The organism is Kitasatospora sp. NPDC029312 (assembly GCF_055569215.1).
This window is the reverse complement of the sequence record NZ_JBVHXY010000006.1, coordinates 82,428-98,544: the sequence shown is the minus strand read 5'-3', so window position 1 is coordinate 98,544 and position 16,117 is coordinate 82,428. Positions and strand designations below refer to the sequence as shown.

14 protein-coding genes are annotated in these 16,117 nt (G+C 73.1%); 10 read left to right on the top strand and 4 right to left on the bottom strand.

Translation table 11 applies throughout. From position 1 onward, the window contains the following. Positions 1-50 precede the first annotated feature (50 nt). From ACZ4WV_RS07665 to ACZ4WV_RS07650, 4 genes are read left to right on the top strand one after another with little or no spacing between them, the layout of a single operon-like run. Positions 51-1,343 (top strand): lysine N(6)-hydroxylase/L-ornithine N(5)-oxygenase family protein, encoded by a 1,293-nt coding sequence (locus tag ACZ4WV_RS07665; RefSeq protein WP_465743863.1) that lies wholly within the window; start codon positions 51-53, stop codon positions 1,341-1,343. After that, the gene (locus tag ACZ4WV_RS07660; RefSeq protein WP_465743861.1) at positions 1,340-1,924 is read left to right on the top strand and encodes a GNAT family N-acetyltransferase; all 585 of its coding nucleotides are present in this window, start codon (positions 1,340-1,342) and stop codon (positions 1,922-1,924) included. The genes ACZ4WV_RS07665 and ACZ4WV_RS07660 overlap by 4 nt, the downstream gene beginning before the upstream one ends. Further along, positions 1,921-3,753, top strand: coding sequence for an IucA/IucC family protein (locus ACZ4WV_RS07655; protein WP_465743859.1), 1,833 nt, complete (start codon positions 1,921-1,923; stop codon positions 3,751-3,753). Before ACZ4WV_RS07660 ends, ACZ4WV_RS07655 begins: the two co-directional genes overlap by 4 nt. Beyond that, a complete protein-coding gene (locus ACZ4WV_RS07650) occupies positions 3,750-5,258 on the top strand; it encodes an MFS transporter (protein ID WP_465744054.1) in 1,509 nt (502 codons plus the stop codon). The genes ACZ4WV_RS07655 and ACZ4WV_RS07650 overlap by 4 nt, the downstream gene beginning before the upstream one ends. 53 nt (positions 5,259-5,311) lie before the next feature. Here the strand turns inward: ACZ4WV_RS07650 and ACZ4WV_RS07645 are convergent, their stop codons facing one another. Continuing rightward, a complete protein-coding gene (locus ACZ4WV_RS07645; protein WP_465743857.1) occupies positions 5,312-5,713 on the bottom strand; it encodes a VOC family protein in 402 nt (133 codons plus the stop codon). On the opposite strand from ACZ4WV_RS07645, the gene ACZ4WV_RS07640 reads away from it, so the two are divergent. Continuing rightward, positions 5,712-6,149: a DUF6059 family protein gene (locus tag ACZ4WV_RS07640; protein WP_465744052.1), complete on the top strand. Its 438-nt coding sequence runs from the start codon at positions 5,712-5,714 to the stop codon at positions 6,147-6,149. The two genes, ACZ4WV_RS07645 and ACZ4WV_RS07640, sit on opposite strands and share 2 nt — an antisense overlap. 15 nt (positions 6,150-6,164) lie before the next feature. Here ACZ4WV_RS07640 and ACZ4WV_RS07635 read toward each other — a convergent pair whose 3' ends face one another. Continuing rightward, positions 6,165-7,517: a cation:proton antiporter gene (locus tag ACZ4WV_RS07635; protein WP_465743855.1), complete on the bottom strand. Its 1,353-nt coding sequence runs from the start codon at positions 7,515-7,517 to the stop codon at positions 6,165-6,167. A gap of 97 nt (positions 7,518-7,614) precedes the next feature. Beyond that, positions 7,615-8,859 (bottom strand): FAD-dependent oxidoreductase, encoded by a 1,245-nt coding sequence (locus ACZ4WV_RS07630; RefSeq protein ID WP_465743854.1) that lies wholly within the window; start codon positions 8,857-8,859, stop codon positions 7,615-7,617. 294 nt (positions 8,860-9,153) lie between these two features. Between ACZ4WV_RS07630 and ACZ4WV_RS07625 the strand changes: the two genes are divergently transcribed. From ACZ4WV_RS07625 to asnB, 4 genes are all read left to right on the top strand, one after another. Further along, complete coding sequence (locus tag ACZ4WV_RS07625; protein ID WP_465743852.1) at positions 9,154-10,434, top strand: beta-ketoacyl-[acyl-carrier-protein] synthase family protein; 1,281 nt, start codon at positions 9,154-9,156, stop codon at positions 10,432-10,434. Continuing rightward, entirely contained in the window at positions 10,431-11,636 is a 1,206-nt protein-coding gene (locus ACZ4WV_RS07620; RefSeq protein WP_465743850.1) for a ketosynthase chain-length factor, read from the top strand. Before ACZ4WV_RS07625 ends, ACZ4WV_RS07620 begins: the two co-directional genes overlap by 4 nt. Positions 11,637-11,697: 61 nt before the next feature. Continuing rightward, positions 11,698-11,952: an acyl carrier protein gene (locus tag ACZ4WV_RS07615; RefSeq protein WP_465743848.1), complete on the top strand. Its 255-nt coding sequence runs from the start codon at positions 11,698-11,700 to the stop codon at positions 11,950-11,952. Between the two features lie 2 nt (positions 11,953-11,954). Further along, complete coding sequence (gene asnB, locus ACZ4WV_RS07610) at positions 11,955-13,784, top strand: asparagine synthase (glutamine-hydrolyzing) (protein ID WP_465743846.1); 1,830 nt, start codon at positions 11,955-11,957, stop codon at positions 13,782-13,784. Here the strand turns inward: asnB and ACZ4WV_RS07605 are convergent. Further along, positions 13,768-14,265 carry a MarR family winged helix-turn-helix transcriptional regulator gene (locus ACZ4WV_RS07605; RefSeq protein ID WP_465743844.1) on the bottom strand — a complete coding sequence of 166 codons (498 nt, stop codon included), beginning with the start codon at positions 14,263-14,265 and terminating at the stop codon, positions 13,768-13,770. The genes asnB and ACZ4WV_RS07605 overlap by 17 nt on opposite strands. 172 nt (positions 14,266-14,437) lie before the next feature. Here ACZ4WV_RS07605 and tcr3 point away from each other — a divergent pair, with 172 nt between their 5' ends. Next, positions 14,438-15,973: a tetracycline efflux MFS transporter Tcr3 gene (gene tcr3 / locus ACZ4WV_RS07600; protein ID WP_465743842.1), complete on the top strand. Its 1,536-nt coding sequence runs from the start codon at positions 14,438-14,440 to the stop codon at positions 15,971-15,973. Positions 15,974-16,117 lie beyond the last annotated feature (144 nt).

Sequence of the window (16,117 nt, the reverse complement as noted above, 5' to 3'; positions counted from 1 at the left end):
CCGCCCAGGCCACCTCCACCTTCGTTCCACCCCTGCCACGGGAGACGCGCATGTCCGCCCACGACTTCATCGCGATCGGGCTCGGCCCGTACAACCTCGGTCTCGCCTGCCTGACCGCTCCGATCGAGGACCTCGACGGCCTGTTCCTGGAGAGCAAGCCGGACTTCGACTGGCACCCCGGCATGCTGCTGGAGTTCGCCACCCTGCAGACGCCGTTCATGGCCGACCTGGTCACCCTCGCCGACCCGACCTCGCCGTACTCCTTCCTCAACTACCTGAAGGAGAAGGGCAGGCTGTACCCGTTCTACGTCCGCGAGTCGTTCTACCCGGTGCGCAGCGAGTACAACGAGTACTGCCGCTGGGCCGCCGGCAAGCTGCGCACCATCCGCTTCGGCCAGCAGGTCACTCTGGTCGAGTACGACGAGGCGGACGGCCTGTACACGGTCACCGCCATCGCCGACGGCGAGACGGTCCGCCACCGGGCCCGGCACCTGGTGCTCGGCACCGGCACCCCGCCGCACCTGCCCGAGCCGTGCCGGGAGCTGGGCGGCGACCTGGTGCACAACTCCGCCTACCTGGCCGGCAAGGCCGCGCTCCAGGCCAAGGAGAGCATCACGGTCGTCGGCAGCGGCCAGAGCGCCGCCGAGATCTACTACGACCTGCTGGCCGACATCGGGGTGCACGGCTACCGGCTGAACTGGGTCACCCGCTCGCCCCGGTTCTTCCCGCTGGAGTACACCAAGCTCACGCTGGAGATGACCTCACCGGAGTACGTGGACTACTTCCACGCGCTGCCCGAGGAGACCCGCTACCGCCTGGAGGCCGAGCAGAAGAGCCTCTTCAAGGGCATCGACGCCGACCTGATCAACGGCATCTACGACCTGCTGTACCAGAAGAGCGTCCGGGGCCCGGTGCCCACCCGGATGTTCACCAACACCACGCTGCAGGGCGCCGCTTGGGACCAGAGCGCCGGACGGTACACGCTCGACCTCCACCACGCCGAGCAGCAGCGGGACTTCACCCTCACTACCGAGGGCCTGGTGCTCGCCACGGGTTACGCGTACCGCACCCCGGACTTCCTGGCCCCGGTCCGTGACCGGATCCGCTGGGACGGGCGGGGCCGGTTCGACGTGGCCCGCAACTACAGCATCGACACCACTGGGCGCGGGATCTTCCTGCAGAACGGCGGCACCCACACCCACAGCATCACCTCCCCCGACCTCGGCATGGGCCCGTACCGCAACTCGTGGATCGTCCGCGAGCTGACCGGCCGCGAGGTCTACCCGATCGAGAAGGCCATCGCCTTTCAGGACTTCGGTGCCCCCGAGGGCCTCGTCGCATGAGTGAGTACCGCATGAGCACCCTGTTCTCCCACACCGACCCGCGGCTCGGCGAGTTCGCCGTCCGCCCGCTCGACCTGGAGGCCGACGCCGAACTGGTGCACGGCTGGGTCACCCACCCCAAGGCGCCGTTCTGGATGATGCAGGGCCTCTCGGTGTCCGAGGTGGTCGACGAGTACCGCAGGATCGCCGAGAACCCGCACCACGACGCCTTCATCGGCCTCTGGGAGCGCCGCCCGGCGTTCCTGGTCGAGCGCTACGACCCGGCCCGGGTGGAACTGGTCGGCCTGTACGACCCGCTGCCCGGCGACGTCGGCCTGCACTTCCTCTGCGCGCCCACCGACACCCCGGTGCACGGCTTCACCCGGGCCGTGATCACCGCCGTGATGGCGTTCGTGCTCGACGACCCGGCCGCCCGCCGGGTCGTCGTCGAACCCGATCTGCGCAACACCGCGGTGCACGCGCTGAACGCGGCCGTCGGCTTCGTACCGGCGGGGCCGATCAGCAAGCCCGAGAAGGAGGCGCTGCTCAGCTTCTGCACCCGCGGGCAGTTCGCCGACGCCACCCGAGGAGAGAGCGCGTGAACCCCGCGGCCGACGGATTCGTCTCCCACCTGCGCCCGGACACCTGGGCCACCGCCAACCGGCTGCTGGTCCGCAAGGCGCTGGCCGAGTTCGCCCACGAGCGGCTGCTGACCCCCGAGCGGCTCGCCGACGGCCGTTACGCGGTGCGCAGCGACGACGGCCTGGTCGAGTACCGGTTCACCGCCCGGCTGCTCTCGCTCGACCACTGGCAGATCGACGCCGACTCGATCACCCGCCACGCGGGCGGCGAGCAACTGCCGCTGGACGCGGTCGACTTCTGCATCGAGCTGCGGGAGAGCCTGGGCCTGTCCGAGCAGGTCCTGCCGGTCTACCTGGAGGAGATCAGCTCCACCCTGGCCGGCAGCGCCTACAAGCTCGACAGGCCCGAGGTCACCTCGGCCGAACTGGCCAAGGCCGACTTCCAGGCCATCGAGACCGGCATGACCGAGGGCCACCCCGGCTTCGTCGCCAACAACGGCCGGATCGGCTTCGACGGCGAGGAGTTCCACCGCTACGCCCCCGAAGCGGCGCACCCGGTGCACCTGGTGTGGCTGGCCGCCCAGCGCGCCCACTCGACGTTCACCTCCTGCGCCGACATCGACTACGAGGGGCTGATCGACCAGGAACTGAGCCGGGCCGAGCAGGAACGGTTCGCCGCGGTGCTGACCGGGCTCGGCCTGGACCCGGCCGACTACCACCTCCTCCCGGTGCACCCCTGGCAGTGGACCAACAAGCTCGCGGTCACCTTCGCCGGGGAACTCGCCCAGCAGCGCCTGGTCCTCCTCGGCGAGGGCGACGACGCCCATCTCGCCCAGCAGTCCATCCGGACGTTCTTCAACCTCAGCGACCCGTCCAAGCACTACGTCAAGACGGCGATCTCCGTCCTCAACATGGGCTTCATGCGCGGCCTCTCCGCCTCCTACATGGCGGCCACCCCGGCCATCAACGACTGGCTGGCCCGGCTCATCGCCGCGGACGAGGTGCTGCGCGGCACCGGCCTGACGATCATCCGCGAGCACGCGGCGATCGGCTACCACCACCGCCAGTACGAGGCCGCCACCGAACGCCACTCCCCGTACCGGAAGATGCTGGCCGCGCTCTGGCGGGAAAGCCCCGTGCCCTCGCTCGCCCCCGGCGAGCGGCTGGCCACCATGGCCTCGCTGCTGCACACCGACCGGGCGGGCCACTCACTGGCAGCGGCACTGATCGAGCAGTCCGGCTCGGACCCCACGCACTGGCTGCGCCGCTACCTGGACGCCTACCTCACCCCGCTGCTGCACAGCTTCTACGCCTACGACCTGGCCTTCATGCCCCACGGTGAGAACGTCATCCTGGTGCTGGACGCGGCCGGGAACGTCCAGCGGGCGATCTTCAAGGACATCGCCGAGGAGATCGTGGTGATGGACCCGCACGCGCCCCTGTCACCGGAGGTCCAGCGGGTCAGGGCCGACATCCCCGACCACATGAAGCTGCTGTCGATCTTCACGGACGTCTTCGACTGCTTCTTCCGCTACCTGGCCGCCACCCTGGACGAGGCGGGCGCGGTGGCCGAGGAGGACTTCTGGCGGACCGTCGCCGAATGCGTCGCCGACTACCGGGCCCGGGTTCCACACCTGGCCGAGAAGTTCGAGCGGTTCGACCCGTTCGCCGAGCGGTTCCCGCTCTCCTGCCTGAACCGGCTGCAACTGCGCGACAACCGGCAGATGGTCGACCTGGCCGACCCCGCCGCGGCCCTGCAACTGGTCGGCGACCTGACCAACCCGATCGCGGCGTACGCGCCGTGCGGGCCGTACACGTCGCACGCGCCGTACGCGCCGACCAGCTCGTGACGGTCGACACCGCCGAACCGCAGCGGGTCGGGAACGAGCACGGCCCGCTGCGCGCCCGATGGCTGGTCCTCGCCGTGGTCTGCCTGGCCCAGCTCGCCGTGGTGCTCGACAACACCGTGCTGAACGTGGCGATCCCCTCGCTCAGCCGAGCCCTGGACGCGGACACCGCCGACATCCAGTGGGTGGTCACCTCCTACTCGCTCGTCCAGGCCGGACTGCTGCTGGCGGCCGGCGCCGCCGCCGACAGGTACGGGCGTCGCCGGCTGCTGCTCGCCGGGCTCGCGGTCTTCGGCGCCGGCTCGCTGGCGGCCGGACTGGCCCAGTCCACCGCCCAGCTGATCGCCGCCCGGGCCGGTATGGGCGTGGGCGGCGCACTGCTGCTCACCACCACGCTGGCCGTGGTGATGCAGGTCTTCGACGCGGATGAACGGACCAGGGCGATCGCCATCTGGGCCGCCGTCAGCGCGCTCGGCTTCGCCGCCGGGCCGCCGATCGGCGGCCTGCTGCTGGCCCACTTCTGGTGGGGCGCGCTCTTCCTGGTCAACCTGCCGGTGGTGCTGGCCGGACTGGTCGCCGTCCGCATCCTGGTGCCCGAGACCCGGACGCCCGGCCGGGGCCGGCCCGACCTGCCCGGCGCACTGCTCTCCACCGCCGGCATGGCCGCCGCCGTCCACGCGATCACCGCGGGCCCCACCCACGGCTGGGCCTCCGCCCGGGTCCTGCTGCCCGCAGCACTGTCCCTGGCCCTCCTGGCGGGATTCGCCCGCTGGGAGCAGTGCGTCCGGCACCCGATGCTGGACCCGTCGTTCTTCCGCGACCGGAGGTTCGTCGGCGCCGTCACCGGCGTCCTGCTGATCACCTTCGGCAGCGCCGGAGGGCTCTTCCTGCTCACCCAGCAGCTGCAGTTCGTCCGCGGCTACAGCCCGCTGGAGGCCGGGCTGCGGATGGCGCCGTTCGCCCTCACCGTCGTGCTGCTCAACGTCACCGGCCTGGCCGCCCGGCTGCTGACCAGGCTCGGCCGCCCGCTCTCCATCGCCCTCGGCATGGCCACCCTCGCCGCGGGCTTCGGCGCGGTCGCCGTCCGCACCGACGGCGAGTACGCCCTGCCGGCCGGCCTGCTGCTGATGGGCGCGGGCTGCGCGCTGGCCAACCCGGCCATCGTGGAGGCGGTCCTCAGCTCCATCCCGCAGCAGAAGGCCGGGGTGGGCGCCGGGATCGACGGTGCGATGGCCGAGCTCGGCTCCAGCCTCGGCGTCGCCGTCCTGGGAGCCGTACTGAACGCCCGCCTCGCCGCACTGCTGCCGGCCGCCCTGGCCGGCGCGGGCTCGCTGCCGGAGGCGCTAGCCACAGCCCGGACCGCGGCGGACCGGGACGCCGCCGTCGCCGCTTTCGCGCAGGCGGGTGAAAGCGCCCAACTGGCGGGCGCCGGCACGGTGCTGGTCGGCGGACTGGTGGCGGCCCTGCTACTGCGGTGGGCAGACCGGCGGGCCGACCAGCGGGCCTGAGCGCCGGGACGCCGGTGGGCCCGGGCACTGCTGGGGCCCGCCGGTGCCGGCCGTCACTGACCCCAGGCGCGGGAGCAGAGCACCAGGCGGTAGCCGTCCGGGTCGGATATCGTCACGCCGTACTCGTCCCAGTACGGGTTGTGGGGCTTGACCCGGGTGCCGCCGGCCGCTTCCAGCCGGGCGACCAGGGCGTCGTCCACCGGCGCACCGAGGTAGACGACGAACAGGTCGTCCACCGTGGGGGTGGGCTCCAGCGGACGCTCCGGGTCGTGGGTCAGCTCGAAGTGCCAGGAGCCGCCGGGCAGGCCGACCATCAGCAGATCGTGCTCGCCGGACACCCGCTCGGTGGTGCGCCACAGCACCTCGAGGCCGAGGCCGCCGACGTAGAACCTCTCGGCCGCCGCGAGGTCGTGCGAGGGGCGGGCGATCCGGACGTGCATCGTGGAGTCGATCATGCGGCCGACCCTAGCCGATGCCTCTGACACCGGCTCAACGGCCGGGGTCCAAAGGCCTGTGGACGGGCCACGGCCGGTGGGTACCACCCCCACGGGTGCCGGCGGGCGGCTTGAACGGCGCTTCAGGAGTGGGCGCCATGCTCGGGGGATGCGTGATGCGAGCGGATGGTGCCGCCGCCTGCTGGGCCGGCTGCTGTGGGGACTGTCGGTGCTGGGCCAGGCGGCGGGTTATGCGGCGCCGGTGGCGGAGCCGGTGGGGTATCCGGCCGAGGACGGTAACGGTAGGAGGGGGGAAGCGGCGGTGGGCGACGGACCGGCGGCCGGGCATCCGGAGCGCCTGCGCCCTGACGTGCCGCTCAGCCCGGTCGAGCGGGGGCTACGGCGGCAGCTCCGCGGGGTCGCCGATTGGGAGCAGCCACCCCGGGACCGGGGGTGAGGCCCGGGGCGGGCGTCAGGACGGCCTACGGGAGGCCCCCGTGGGTTCCGCCGACGGGGCCGGGAGGACGGCCGATGCCTCAGGGTCCACCGTGGTACGGGCCGCGGTGCGCGTCAGCAGCGGCCCGGTCATCAGGGTGGTGACCAGTGCCATGACCACCATGGCACTGAACATCCGGGTATCGATCACCCCGAGCCGGTGGCCCACGTTCAGGATGACCAGCTCGGTGAGGCCCCGGGCGTTGAGCAGGATGCCGAGTACGGCGGCCTCGCGCCGGGTCGAGCCGGTGAGCCGGGCGGCGGCGACGGCGCCGAGGAACTTGCCGGCGCAGGCCGTCACCAGCACCGCCGCCACGACCACCAGACCGCGCGGGCCGAGGCCGGTGAGGTCGACGGCGACCCCGGTCACGGCGAAGAAGGCCGGCAGCAGCAGGAGGCCCGCCTGCTCGATGCGCTCCGGGACCTCGGGCGCGATCGCCTCGACCCGGTCCCGCGGCACCGCCGCGCCGAACATGAACGCCCCGAAGACGGCGTCCAGCCCGATCCGGCTGGTGACCCAGGCGGTGAGCAGGGTGCCGGCGACCAGGACGGCATGGATCCACGGTTCGTCGAGGGGGCGGCGGCGCCGCGGGGCGAGCAGCCTGACGAGGACCGGGCGGACGACGCCGGCGAGCACCAGCACCACCACCGTCGAGCCGAGCGCCAGCCGCCCGAGCGACCAGAGGCTCTGGGACCGCACCACGGCCACCACCACGGCCAGCGCGCACCAGGCGAGGAAGTCCTGGAACGCGGCGCAGGCCAACGACAGGCGGCCGAGCGGGTCGTGCTCCATCCGCCGCTCGGCGATGATCCGGGCGAGGACGGGGAAGGCGGTGATGGACATCGCCGCGCCGAGGAACAGCGCCGGACCGAGCCGGCCGTCCGAGGCCAGCTGGGCTGTGTCGAACCAGGGGTAGAGGGCCAGCGCCAGCCCGAAGCCGAGCCCGAACGGCAGGGCCACCGAGCTGAGCGACACCGCCGTCACCCGGCGCCCGATCCCGCGCAGGTGGCCGAGGTCGAACCGGAGGCCGACGGTGAACATGAAGAGGACCAGGCCCAGTTGGGACAGCACCCGCAGGTACGACTGGACCTCGGCCGGAAACAGGGCGGCGTCCAGCCGGCCGGGCAGCAGCCCGAGCAGGCTGGGCCCGAGGGCGACCCCGCCGATGATCTCGCCCATGACGGCCGGCTGACGCAGCCGCAGGGCGATCCGTCCGCCGACGAAGGCGGTGCCGAGGATGACGGCGAGGGCGAGAAGCACCCCGCCCGCCGTCGCCGACTCGCCCGTGGAGGCGGTCAACCCGGCGGCGTGATGCGTGGATCCGGTCATCGGTCGCACAGTGCTCGGCCCTTTCGCCGGGCGTGCCCGTGCGCACCCGGTCCAATCGGGTACGGGGAGGGTCCGGTCGGGTACGGGATGCGGCCGGTCACCGCTCGGCCCCGGCGAACAGGTCGGTCCGGAGCCGGACCGGGGCGGTGCCGAAGGCGATCCGGCGCAGCAGGGCGCCGTAGAGCGGGGTCCTGGACATCAGCGCCGCCGCCCGCGGGCGGAGCGTCGAGGAGAACCGGCCGGTGGAGAGCATCATGCGGCTCTGGACCCGCTGGATCCGGGTGATCCGCTCCACCTCGGGCCGGCGCAGCTGTGCGTAGCGGCTCAGCCGGGCGGCGCCCGTATCGCCGGCCCGGACCGCCTCGACCAGGACGGGGTGGGCCGCGACGGCGTCCCGGATCGCCAGGTTGATCCCCTGGGCGCCGATCGGGCTGTGGGTGTGGGCGCTGTCGCCGATCAGCAGCAGGCCGTCGCGCACCCACCGGTCGGCGGTGCCGGAGAAGACGTCCAGCAGGGAAAGATCGGCGAAGCCGGTGATCTCCGCCCGGATCCGCTCCGCGTACTCCGGTGCGGCGCGGCACAGTTGCTCGACGATGTGGCCGATGCCGCGGTCGGCCAGCGGGCGGAACCCGCCGTGCGGGAGGGTCCAGCCGCACTGGAGCGAGTCCGGCACCGAGCGGTAGCTCAGCACCGGGTTGCCGCCGGCCCGGAAGACCCGAACGTCGCACGGCCGCCGGGGGCCCGGGCGGGGCGGTGCGGTCAGCCGGAACCAGAGGACGTCCTGGCTGAACAGCTCCTGGCGCCGGTAGCCGATCCCGGCGAGGGTGCGGACCTTGGAGAACCGGCCGTCCGCGGCGACCACGCAGCTCGCCCGCACCACTTGTGCGGGCGCTCCGGGCGAACCGCCGGCGACGACCCCGCGGACGACGCCGCCCTCCTCGACCAGCGCGGTCGCCTTGACGCCCGCCAGCTGACGGAAGCCGTCGTACCGTTCGCAGGCGGCCAGCAGCTCGGTCAGCAGGTGCCGTTGCGGCAGGCTCAGCAGGCAGTTGTACGGTCCGGGCAGGCGCCGGTAGTCGCCGTCGATGAGGGTCCTTCCGTGCTCCTCCAGCAGGAAGCGGTCGTGCTCGACGGCGCCGCGCTCCCGGGCCGGACCGAGCACGCCCAGTTCGTCCAGCAGGGCCTGGCCGCCGGGCTGGAGGATCTCCCCGCGGTAGGTCCGGTCCATCGAGCGGCTGCGTTCCAGCACGGTGACCCGGATGCCGGAGCGGGCCAGCAGCAGGGCGAGGGTCAGACCGGCCGGGCCGCCGCCGACCACGCAGATGTCGGTATCGGTGTCCATGGGGCCAGACGCTAGGCAGCGCCGCTCAACGCCCGTTCGTGCCGCTCTCCCGCGCGGTGTTCGCCGGGCCGCGGACCAGGCGGGTGGCTTCGACGGGTGGACGGGCGCTCGAAACCTGCGCGAACGCGTGCCAGGACGATCTGATCCGGCTCACGTCCCGGCCAGCGGCAGGGCGCGCGGGCCGGGCGGACCGGGCGGGCCGGACGGACCGGACGGACGGACAGGACAGGACGGGACAGGAGGTCGTCGGCATGTGGGCGGAGACGGACAGGGCGCCGAACAGGGGGAGTGGCGATGGCGGTTGACGACGGAGGGCGGCGCGTGGTGGTGACCGGGATCGGCGTGGTGGCGCCGGGCGAGGTGGGTACCAAGGCGTTCTGGGACCTGCTCACGGCGGGCCGGACCGCGACCCGGACCATCTCGACCTTCGACCCGGCGCCGTTCCGGTCCCGGGTCGCCGCCGAATGCGACTTCGACCCGAAAGCCTGCGGGCTGACGGAGCGGCAGATCCGGCAGTGGGACCGGACCGCGCAGTTCGCGGTGGTCGCGGCGCGCGAGGCGCTGGCCGACTCGGGGGTGCCGGGGGTCAACGACCCGGTCCGCACCGGGGTGATGGCCGGCACGGCGTGCGGGATGACGATCAGCCTGGACCGGGAGTTCGCCGTGGTCAGCGACGAGGGCCGCAAGCGGCTGGTCGACGACGCGCACGGCGTGCCCTACCTCTACGACTACTTCGTGCCGTCCTCCATGGCGACCGAACTGGCCTGGCTGGTGGAGGCCGAGGGCCCGGTGGGCGTGGTCTCGACCGGCTGCACCTCCGGAATCGACGTGATCGCGCACGCCTGCGACCTGATCCGCGACGACGCGGCGGACGTGATGCTGGCCGGTGCCTCCGACGCGGCGATCTCCCCGATCACGGTGGCCTGCTTCGACGCGATCAAGGCCACCACGCCGCGCAACGACGAGCCGGAGAGCGCCTCTCGGCCGTTCGACCTCACCCGCAACGGCTTCGCCCTCGGCGAGGGCGCCGCGATGTTCGTCCTGGAGGAGCGCCAACACGCGCTCCGGCGCGGTGCGCACGTCTACGCCGAGGTCACCGGCTACGCCGGGCGCTGCAACGCGTACAGCATGACCGGTCTGCGGGGGGACGGGAACGAGATGGCCGAGGCGATCCGGGTCGCGCTCGACCGGAGCCGGATGAACCCCGAGGACATCGGCTACGTCAACGCGCACGGCTCGGCGACCAAGCAGAACGACCGGCACGAGACCGCCGCGTTCAAGCAGAGCCTGGGCGACCACGCCTACCGGGTGCCGATCAGCTCGATCAAGTCGATGATCGGGCACTCGCTGGGCGCCGTGTGCGCGCTGGAGTTCGCCGCCAGCGCGCTGGCGATCGAGCACTCGGTGGTGCCGCCCACGGCGAATCTGCACGTGCCCGACCCCGAGTGCGACCTGGACTACGTGCCGTTGACGGCGCGGGAGCAGCGGGTGCCCACGGTGCTCAGCGTGGCCAGCGGCTTCGGCGGGTTCCAGAGCGCGATCGTGCTCGCCGAACCGGAGTGGAGCAGGGCATGACCGACGTGGTGGTGACCGGAATCGGCGTGGTGGCGCCGAACGGCTGGGGCGTGGCCGAGTACTGGGAGGCCACCCTGGCCGGCCGCTCCGGTCTCGGGCCGCTCACCCGCTTCGACTCCGCCGGGTACCGGGCGCACGTGGCCGGGGAGGTGAACTTCACGCCGGAGGACCACCTGCCGGGCCGGCTGCTGCCGCAGACCGACCACATGACCCGGCTGGCCCTGGTGGCCGCGGAGGAGGCGCTGGCCGACGCCGGGGCGGACCCGGCGGCGATGCCGGACTTCTCCGCCGGGGTGGTCACCGCGGCCTCCGCGGGCGGCTTCGAGTTCGGCCAGAAGGAACTGCAGGCGCTGTGGAGCAAGGGCCCGGCCTACGTCAGCGCCTACCAGTCCTTCGCGTGGTTCTACCCGGTCAACACCGGGCAGATCTCGATCCGGCACGGCATGCGCGGGCCCGGTTCGGCCCTGGTGGCCGAGCAGGCGGGCGGCCTGGACGCGCTGGCCAAGGCGCGCCGGCACGTGCGCGAGGGCACCGCGCTGATGCTGGCCGGCGCGGTGGACGGCTCGCTCTGCCCGTGGTCGTGGCTCTGCCTCACCCGCAGCGGCACGGTGAGCCCGCGGCGGGATCCGCGCCGAGCGTTCCTGCCGTTCGACACCGACGCCTCCGGCGGGGTACCGGGCGAGGGCGGCGCGCTGCTCGTCCTGGAGGCCCCGGAGCGGGCGGCCGAGCGCGGGCGCCGCCGCCACTACGGCCGGATCGCGGGCTACGCGGCCACCTTCGACCCGCGGCCGGGCTCCGGCCGTCCGCCCGGGCTGCGGCGGGCGATCGAGACGGCACTCACCGACGCCGGGCTCGGCCCGTCCGACATCGACGTGGTCTTCGCCGACGCGAGCGGGGTGGCCGAGCAGGACCGGGCGGAGGCCGAGGTGCTGAGCGCGGTGTTCGGCCCGCGCCGCGTCCCGGTGACGGCGCCCAAGACGATGACCGGCCGTCTGCTGGCGGGCGGCGCCCCGCTGGACGTGGCGGCGGCGCTGCTGGCCCTGCGGGACGCGGTGATCCCGCCGTCCGTCCACATCGGCCGGCCGGCCCACCCGGACCTCGACCTGGTACGGGACCGGCCGCGACCGGCCCGGCTGGCCAGTGCGCTGGTCCTCGCCCGAGGCCACGGCGGCTTCAACAGCGCGCTGGTGCTCACCGGCTGACGAGCGGCCGCGCGCCGTACACCCGGCCACCCACCCGACCCGACCAACGTGAGGAATCGCCATGACCGAGTTCACCCTCGACGACCTCGTCGCCGTGCTCAAGGAGGCCGCCGGTGCCGACGAGAGCCTCGACCTCGACGACATCCTGGACGTGCCCTTCAGCGACCTGGGCTACGACTCGCTGGCCCTGTTCAACACCGTCAACACCATCGAGCGGGACCGGGGCATCACCCTCTCGGACGAGACCGTGGTCGAGGCGACCACCCCGCGTCTGCTCCTGGACACGATCAACCTCGGCCTCGCCAAGGCTCGTTGACCATGTGCGGAATCGTGGGGGCGGTCGATTTCGACACCTCGCCGGAGCACAGCCGGGACCTGCTCCAGGCGATGACGGACACCATGGCCTGCCGCGGGCCGGACGCCGAGGGCCTGTGGTTCGGGCCGTCGGTCGGCCTCGGCCACCGGCGGCTGGCGGTGATCGACCCGGAGCACGGGCAGCAGCCGATGACGGCCCGGCACCTCGGCCGCAGCGCGGCGATCACGTTCAGCGGGGAGATCTACAACTTCCGCGAGCTGCGCGCCGAACTCACGGCGCACGGGCACCGGTTCCGGACCGCCTGCGACACCGAGGTGGTGCTGCGCGGCTACCTCCAGTGGGGCGCCGCCGTGGTGGAGCGACTGAACGGGATGTTCGCCTTCGGCATCTGGGACGCACAGGCCGAGGAACTGCTGCTGGTCCGGGACCGGATGGGCGTCAAGCCGCTCTACTACTGGCCGACTCGCGGCGGCGTCCGGTTCGGCTCGGAGCCGAAGGCGGTCCTCGCCGACCGCGCGCTGCCCCGCCGGGTCGGCGCGGAGGGGCTGTGCGAGGTACTGGACATGGTGCGGACGCCGGAGGCGGCGGTCTTCTCCGGGCTGTCCGAGGTCCGTCCCGGCCAGCTGGTCCGGGTGGGCCGCGGCGGGGTGCGCCGGCACACCTACTGGCGGCTGGAGGTCCGGGAGCACACCGACGACCTGCCGACGACCATCGGCACCGTCCGCGAGCTGCTGGCCGACACCGTCAGCCGACAGCTGGTCTCGGACGTGCCGCTCGGCACGCTGCTCTCCGGCGGCCTGGACTCCTCGGCGGTGACCGCGCTGGCCGCCCGCAGCGGGCCGGTGCGCTCGTTCTCGGTGGACTTCCGGGGCGCGGCCGACGGCTTCGCCTCCGACGCCGTCCGGCCGGAGGCGGACGCACCGTACGTGCGCGAGCTCGCCCGGCACGTCGGCGCGGAGCACGTCGAGGTGCTGCTGGACAGCCCCGGGCTGACCGATCCCGCGGTGCGGGCCGCGGTGCTGCGGGCCACCGACCTGCCGCCCGCGTACTGGGGTGACATGTGGCCCTCGCTGTACCTGTTCTTCCGCGCCGTACGGGAGCGGGTGACGGTGGCGCTGTCCGGCGAGGCCGCCGACGAACTGTTCGGCGGCTACCGGTGGTTCCGCAATCCGCTGGCGCTGCGCGCCGGGACCTTCCCGTGGCTCACCGCCGGATCGGCGCGCTACTTCGGCGGGCGCTCGCTGCTGCGGCCGGACCTGCTGGACAAGCTCGACCTGGACGGGTACCGGGCCGCCCGGTACGCCGAGGCGCTGGCCGAAGTCCCCGTCCTGCCGGGGGAGTCGGCCCCCGAGCGGCGGATGCGCGAGATCGGCTACCTCAACCTGACCCGGTTCGTGCAGACGCTGCTCGACCGGAAGGACCGGATGAGCATGGCGGTCGGCCTGGAGGTGCGGGTGCCGTTCTGCGACCACCGGCTGGTGGAGTACGTATTCAACGTCCCCTGGGCGATGAAGAGTTTCGACGGCCGGGAGAAGAGTCTGCTGCGCGCGGCGGTGGCCGACCTGCTGCCGCGCTCGGTGGTCGAGCGGGTGAAGACCCCGTACCCGGCCACCCAGGACCCGGGCTACGAGGACGTGCTGCGGGCCGGACTCGCGCGGGTGCTGGGCGATGGCGACGCCCCGGTGCTGCCGCTGCTCGACCTCGACCGGGCGCGGGCCGCGGCCGGCCGTCCGACCGGCCCGGTGAGCCGCCCCTACGACCGGGGCAGCCTGGAGCTGGTGCTGTGGCTCAACTCCTGGCTCGCCGAGTACGAGGTCACGCTGGATCTGTGACCCCGGCGGCGCCCGCGCCGCCGGTCGCCGACGGCGGCGGCCCGTCGGCCAGGACCGCCCGGAGGCCACGCAGCAGCCGCAGCGTGGCCTTCAGGTCGTCCGGGTCCAGTTCGCCGGCGAGGTGCTCCATCCACTGCCGCTCGGCGGGCTCGATCCGGGCGAGCGCGTCAGCCCCCTTGGCGGTCAGGGCGACTAGTGGGGCGCGCCGGTCGGCTGGATTGGGGGAGGTGCTGACCAGGCCCTCCTCGACCAGTTTGACCACGGTCTGCTGGACGGCCTGCCGGCGCAGTCCGCGCTCGCGCGCCAGGCGTGCGGCGCTCTGCGGCCCGTCGTGCAGCAGGCCGAGGATCTGCCACCGCGCGGAGGTGAGCCCGAAGCGGGCGGATAGCGCGTCGCCCGCGCGCAGCAGGGCGCCGTTGACGGCGAACAGTTCCGTGGTGATGTCGCTCAAGGTCTCGGCCGCGGGGGAGAGGTCGGTCATGGAGGGCAGCCTAACCGCAGCCCGACCGGGATTTCGGCAAGAACTTGTCATTCCGCCCGCAGACCCACTACTCTCAACTCGACAAGACCTTGTCAATTCGAGGGTAGCGCCGGATGTGCGCCGCCGGCCGGACCACCCGGCCGGCCGACCGGAACCGCTGGGAGAAACAGGAATGGCAAACGCCGCCTCGCAGACCGACGAGGCCGCCCCGGACCAGGTCGGCGGCCCCGCCGGCTTCACGCACCGCCAGATCATCACGGCGCTGTCCGGCCTGCTGCTGGCCGTGCTGCTCGCCGCGCTCGACCAGACCATCGTCTCCACCGCGCTGCGCACGATCGGCGACCAGCTGCACGGACAGACCGTCCAGGCCTGGGTGATCACCGGCTACCTGGTCAGCTCCACGATCGCGATGCCGTTCTACGGCAAGCTGTCCGACATCTACGGCCGCAAGCCGCTCTACCTCGCGGCGATCGTGGTCTTCATCGTCGGTTCGGCGGCCTGCGCGCTGGCGAACTCGATGGAGACGCTGGCCGTCGCCCGGGTCGTCCAGGGTTTCGGCGGTGCCGGGCTGATGTCGCTGCCCACGGCGGTCATCGCCGACCTCGCCCCGGTGCGCGAGCGCGGCCGCTACTTCTCCTACCTGATGATGGCCTGGGTCGCGGCCAGCGTGCTCGGTCCCCTGGTCGGCGGCCTGTTCGCGGGCGCCGGCGAGATCCTCGGGGTGACCGGCTGGCGCTGGGCGTTCCTGATCAACGTGCCGCTGGGCCTGGTGGCGCTGCTCAGCGTGCGCAAGGCGCTGAACCTGCCGCACCAGCGGGTGGACCACCCGATCGACTACCGGGGCGCGCTGACCCTGGCGCTCTGCCTGGTGCCGCTGCTGATCGTCGCCGAGGAGGGCCTCGACTGGGGCTGGGGATCGGCGCGTTCGCTGGCCCTGTTCGCGGTCGCGGCGCTCGGCCTGGTGCTGTTCGTGCTGGCCGAGCGGGCCCGCGGGCTGGAGGCGATGGTGCCGCTGCGGCTGTTCCGGCGCAGCGGGATCACCGTGGCCACCGCCGTCAACTTCACCATCGGGGTGGGCATCTTCGGTACGGTCTCCACGCTGCCGCTCTTCCTCCAGCTGGTGCAGGGCCGCAGCGCCACCGTCGCCGGGCTGGTGATCATCCCGCTGATGACCGGGGCGATCATCTCCCAGACGGTCTGCGGGAAGATCATCAAGAAGTGGAACCGGTACAAGAAGCCGGCGATCGTCGGCCTCGGGTCGATGGCCGGTGCGCTGCTGGCGCTGTCCGCCACCGGGGCCGGCACCCCGCTGTGGGTGATCGTGCTGATCTCGGCCTGGCTGGGCCTGGGCATCGGGCTCTCCCAGACCGTCATCACCCTGGCCATCCAGAGCTCGGCACCCAAGTCCGAGCTGGGCGTGGCCAACGCCGCCTCCGGCCTGTTCCGCCAGCTCGGCGGCACCACCGGTGCCGCGGTGTTCATGTCCGTGCTGTTCGGCGTCGCCGCCGGCCGGATCGACGGCGCGGCGGACGGCGACGAGGCCGTCCGGCAGGCGCTCTCCGACCCGGACTCCACCGGCGGGCTGACGGCCTCGGCGATCGACGCCTTCGCCTCGGGCTTCAGCACGATGTTCCTGGTCGGCGGTCTGATCCTGGCGGTCGGCTTCGCGCTCACCTTCCCGCTGCGGGAGTTGCGCGACGAGGAGTGACCGCGCAGACCCGCACCCCCCGAAAGCCCGCGTACCCCCGGTCCCCCCGTGCCGGGGGTACGCGTTTTTCCGCCGGCGGTTCCCCGGGCCTGCCCCGACGGCGGCCGGGCGGATTCCCCCGCCGGCGGCCGGGCCGGATTCCCC